Here is a 3990-nt window from a genome sequence, read left to right on the forward strand (position 1 = left end):
ATGCCGTTCATGAGGCCGGTCTCGAGGACATAGTCCACGCTCTCGTGGTACCAGCCCCGGTCCGGACGGTCGGTGAACGCCTTGGACGGGCAGTTGTCGGAATTGGCCGGGATCGTGCGGGTCTCCGTCGTACCGCAGCCGGAGCAGCTGCGCGTCTGCGTGCCCTCGTGGAAGCAGCCCGGCTCGGAAACGGTCGTCCATTCGCCGAACGTGTGGCCCGTCGCCGGGATCACGCGGTTTTCCACAGCGTCACAGCCCGTGCAGCTTCTTGCTTCAAGCCCGTCACGAAAGCAGGTCGCCGCTTCGACCACCTTCCAGACGCCCCAGGTGTGCTCGTGCGGCGTCGGCTCCGAGCCGCCAAGGGTCGTGTACCACGTCTTCGAGCCGGCGGCGGGCGCGTAGAGATGGGCCGCGGCCTGACTGCTCGTGTAGGTCGTGAAGCGCGGCGAACTGGCATTGTACTGCAGCATGCCGTTGTCCGACTGCAGGCCGTTCAGCGTCGGCGTCCAGCGGCAGGTGTCATCCGGGGTTTTTGTCAGAGAGACGTTCTTCTTGCCGGTGCAGCTGAGGTAGAGGCCAGCCGCGTCGCGCACATAGTACGTCCCGTCTCCGGCGGCCGTGAGCGTGTAGACCCACTCCGGGTCGCGGACGCTGCCGCTGTCGATCTCGATGTCGGCGGCCTCCAGATACGTCGGCTTCGAGCCGGGGGTGTTCGTCATGATCTTGCCCTTGTCCGACGAGACGATGCAGTAGCTGCCCGTCCAGTCGTCCGGGGCGACCATCACGCGGCGGTACTCGTCGCCGACGGCGTCGGGATCATCGACTTTATAATAGTAGAGCGCGTAATACGTCTGCTCTGCCTGCGTGAACACCTGCTCTGCGCCTGCGGCGGAGAAGTCCGGGCGGCTGTCCGTGTCCGTCTGCGGGGCGGCGGCCCAGCCGAAGAACGTGTAGTCGTGCGCCGTGTCAGACGGCGTGCCGGACGGCTGCGGGAAGGTGAAGGTGTCTCCGGTGTAGCCCGCCGCATCGGCGGGGGCCGTCACGCCCTCCGGCACGGAGAAGTGCACGGTGGACGGGGTGCGCGGGTCAAACTGCACGGTCAGCGTGCAGTCCTTCGTCATGCGGCTGACGGTGAAGACGTTGCCGTTCTGCTTTACAACGGCGGCATCCGCCGGGGTGAGGGTGCAGCCGCCCACACAGTAGCCCTCGGCCGGGAAGGCCGTGACGGTGTGGCTGCGGACGGTGACCGTGCCGCGGGTCTCGTCGGACGAGACGGCCGTGAGCGCGAACGTTCCGGCATCGCTGCCGTGCTCGCGGGCATAGCCCGAGGGCGTGTCATAATCTGCGGGGAGCTCGCGGCCGAACAGCAGCCAGGCAAACTCCGGATAGTCGATGAAGACGTTGCGGTTGCCCTGCACCTTCTGGACGCAGTCGTTGCGGCTCATCTCCCAGGTGTCCACGGGGTCCTCCTGCATCCATTCGAGCAGGGTGTCGAGGCTCTCGATGACGGGCATGCCGGTGTTCTCGCGGTCGTCGCTGTCAAAGGGGGGCAGGCTGCCGGAGGCGACCGTTTCAAACAGGTTCGGCTGGCCCCAGCGGCAGTAGACGTACAGCAGCACGCGTGCCAGGTCGCCCTTGACATTGTCGGCGACCTCGACGCGGTCGTTCTTCGAGCTGTACCACAGGACGGTCTTGCCGTCAAAGGCCTTCGTGGTGCAGTCGGGATAGACACCCAGCACGTTGCCCATGGTATAGTTGCTGCGCGTGGAGTTCACGCCGGAATCCTCGGGGCGCAGGTGGTGCAGGTCGCTGCCGCCATTCTGCTGCATGAAGCTTGCCCGGCTCTTCGGCCAGACGTGCTCGCGGCTCATGCGGCCGCCGGTCGTGTCGCTGTAGAACAGGAGCAGGCCGTCTTTGCCCTGCGAGGCATCCGTGCGTGCCCAGTAGGCCGGCAGGGATTTATAGGTGACGGAATCGGTCATGGTGTCCGTCATCAGGGACTGCAGCGCGCGGTAAAGCGCACTGTCCATGCTCTCGAGCGAGCTGTCCGAGGTGCTGCCGGACAGCTTCAGCAGGGTTTCCGCTCCGTCGGTGTAATACTGCTGCGCCTGTGTGCTCAGGGCCGTGCAGGTCTCATGGCGCGTGCCGGTGTTATACGGCACGGTGTCGGCGGGCACGGCCGCCAGCGTCGGGAGCGCCAGCGCCAGCACGACGGCCAGCGCCAGCACGACGGCCAGCGCCAGAAGCACGGCAAGGATCCTTCTTTTCATGATGTACCTCCTTTTGTTTTTTTGGCTTCTCTCATCATATCATGCGGGAGATGAATATGCAACCCGAATATGTATTCAGCCCGCCCGGAGAATCGCAGTTGCATTGCACGGCCAGACTTGCTATAATCATGGTATCGAAACATAGGAGGAGATCCCATATGCTCACACGCCTGCTTGAAACCGCCGCCAATGCCGCGGACGCTGCGCAGAGCGGCTCGAACGGCGCCGACCTGACCCAGCTGACCAACATCCTCGACTGGGTCATGATCGTGCTGCTGCCCGCCGTGGCGCTCTACCTGTTCTACACCGTCTTCCGCCTCAGGCGGGACCGCGTCCTGTTTGATAACAAGCTGCTCTATCCCGGCGGCTGCACGAAGGACGACTGCATCGATCCGGACGGCTTCATCGACTACATCCTGCCGCGTCTGATCATCATCGGTGCCGCGTTCCTGCTGTGCGGCGCGTTCACGGCGCTCGTCGTATTCATCCCGGCGATGGATACGCTGGTGTGCAATATTCTGGAGATCGTTTTCCCGATCGCGGCCATTGCATGGTATTCGTTTGTCAGCCGTCATGCCGCGCGCGAGTACTGGGGGGTGTGAGCCATGAAAATTGTCATTCTCGATGCCTATGCCGCCAACCCCGGCGACCTGAGCTGGGATGAATTTGCCGCCCTCGGTGAGCTGACGGTCTATGACCGCACCGCGCAGGAGGACGCTGCCGCCCGCATTGGCGATGCGGAGGTCGTTTTCATCAACAAGGTCCGCCTGACGGACGAAATTTTCGCCGCCTGCCCGAACCTGAAGCTCGTGAGTATCCTCGCCACGGGCTATAACATCGTCGACCTCGCTGCCGCAAAGCGCCGCGGCATCACGGTGTGCAACGTGCCGGGCTATTCCACGCGCGCCGTTGTGCAGATGACGTTTGCCCTGCTGCTGGAGATCTGCCAGCAGGTCGGCCTGCACTCCGGGGCCGTGCACACGGGCCGGTGGCAGACCTGCCCGGATTTCTGCTTCTGGGACCGGCCGCTCATCGAGCTGGACGGCAAGACCATGGGCATCGTCGGCTACGGCGCCATCGGCTCGGCCGTCGGCACGGTCGCGCAGGCCCTCGGCATGAAGCTGCTCGTCACGGCGCGGCATGAAAAGCCCGTGCCGGAGGGTGCGCGCTTCGTCTCCCTGCCGGAGCTGCTGGCGCAGTCCGACGTCGTGTCGCTCCACTGCCCGCAGACGGCAGAAAACGCCCGCATGATCGATGCGGGCGCGCTGGCGCAGATGAAGGATGGGGCGATCCTGATCAATACCGCCCGCGGCGGGCTGCTGGACGAGCAGGCCGTGGCCGACGCGCTGCGCAGCGGCAAGCTGCTGGCCGCCGGTATGGACGTCGTCTCTGCGGAGCCGATCCGCGCGGACAACCCCCTGCTGACCGCGCCGAACTGCTTCCTCACGCCGCATATCGCGTGGGCGCCGCTCGAAACGCGCCGCCGCCTGCAGGCCATCAGCGCGGAAAACCTGCGCGCCTTCCTGGCAGGCAAGCCGCAGAATGTCGTGAATCCGTAAATCTGCAGGGAAAAAGCAGGGACATGTGGAAAATGAATACTGAAGAATGAATAATACGCAGGCCTTCGGCCGTGCGATGTAGGGGAGCGGACAGCCGGGCCCGGCGCTGCACATGCAGCCCATACCGGCCGCCGTTAAAACGGTATGCACCAATTGCGTCT

Annotated in this window: 3 protein-coding genes; 2 read left to right on the top strand and 1 reads right to left on the bottom strand. The window is 64.6% G+C overall.

Translation table 11 applies throughout. The features are described from left to right. The coding region (locus WMO66_RS00430) for an endonuclease (protein WP_349134439.1) at positions 1-2270 on the bottom strand (2270 nt) is incomplete at its 3' end. 158 nt (positions 2271-2428) lie between these two features. Between WMO66_RS00430 and WMO66_RS00435 the strand changes: the two genes are divergently transcribed. Both WMO66_RS00435 and WMO66_RS00440 read left to right on the top strand, forming a co-directional pair. After that, positions 2429-2872 carry a hypothetical protein gene (locus tag WMO66_RS00435; RefSeq protein WP_349134440.1) on the top strand — a complete coding sequence of 148 codons (444 nt, stop codon included), beginning with the start codon at positions 2429-2431 and terminating at the stop codon, positions 2870-2872. A gap of 3 nt (positions 2873-2875) precedes the next feature. Next, positions 2876-3829: a D-2-hydroxyacid dehydrogenase gene (locus WMO66_RS00440; RefSeq protein ID WP_349134441.1), complete on the top strand. Its 954-nt coding sequence runs from the start codon at positions 2876-2878 to the stop codon at positions 3827-3829. Positions 3830-3990 lie beyond the last annotated feature (161 nt).

The sequence above is a fragment of the Faecousia intestinalis genome, from assembly GCF_040096185.1.
Lineage (GTDB): Bacteria > Bacillota > Clostridia > Oscillospirales > Oscillospiraceae > JAZOXB01.

Bases quoted from the DNA above. Each gene is read 5' to 3' on its own strand.
- WMO66_RS00435 (WP_349134440.1), top strand. From the start codon at position 2,429: ATGCTCACACGCCTGCTTGAAACCGCCGCCAATGCCGCGGACGCTGCG.
- WMO66_RS00440 (WP_349134441.1), top strand. From the start codon at position 2,876: ATGAAAATTGTCATTCTCGATGCCTATGCCGCCAACCCCGGCGACCTG.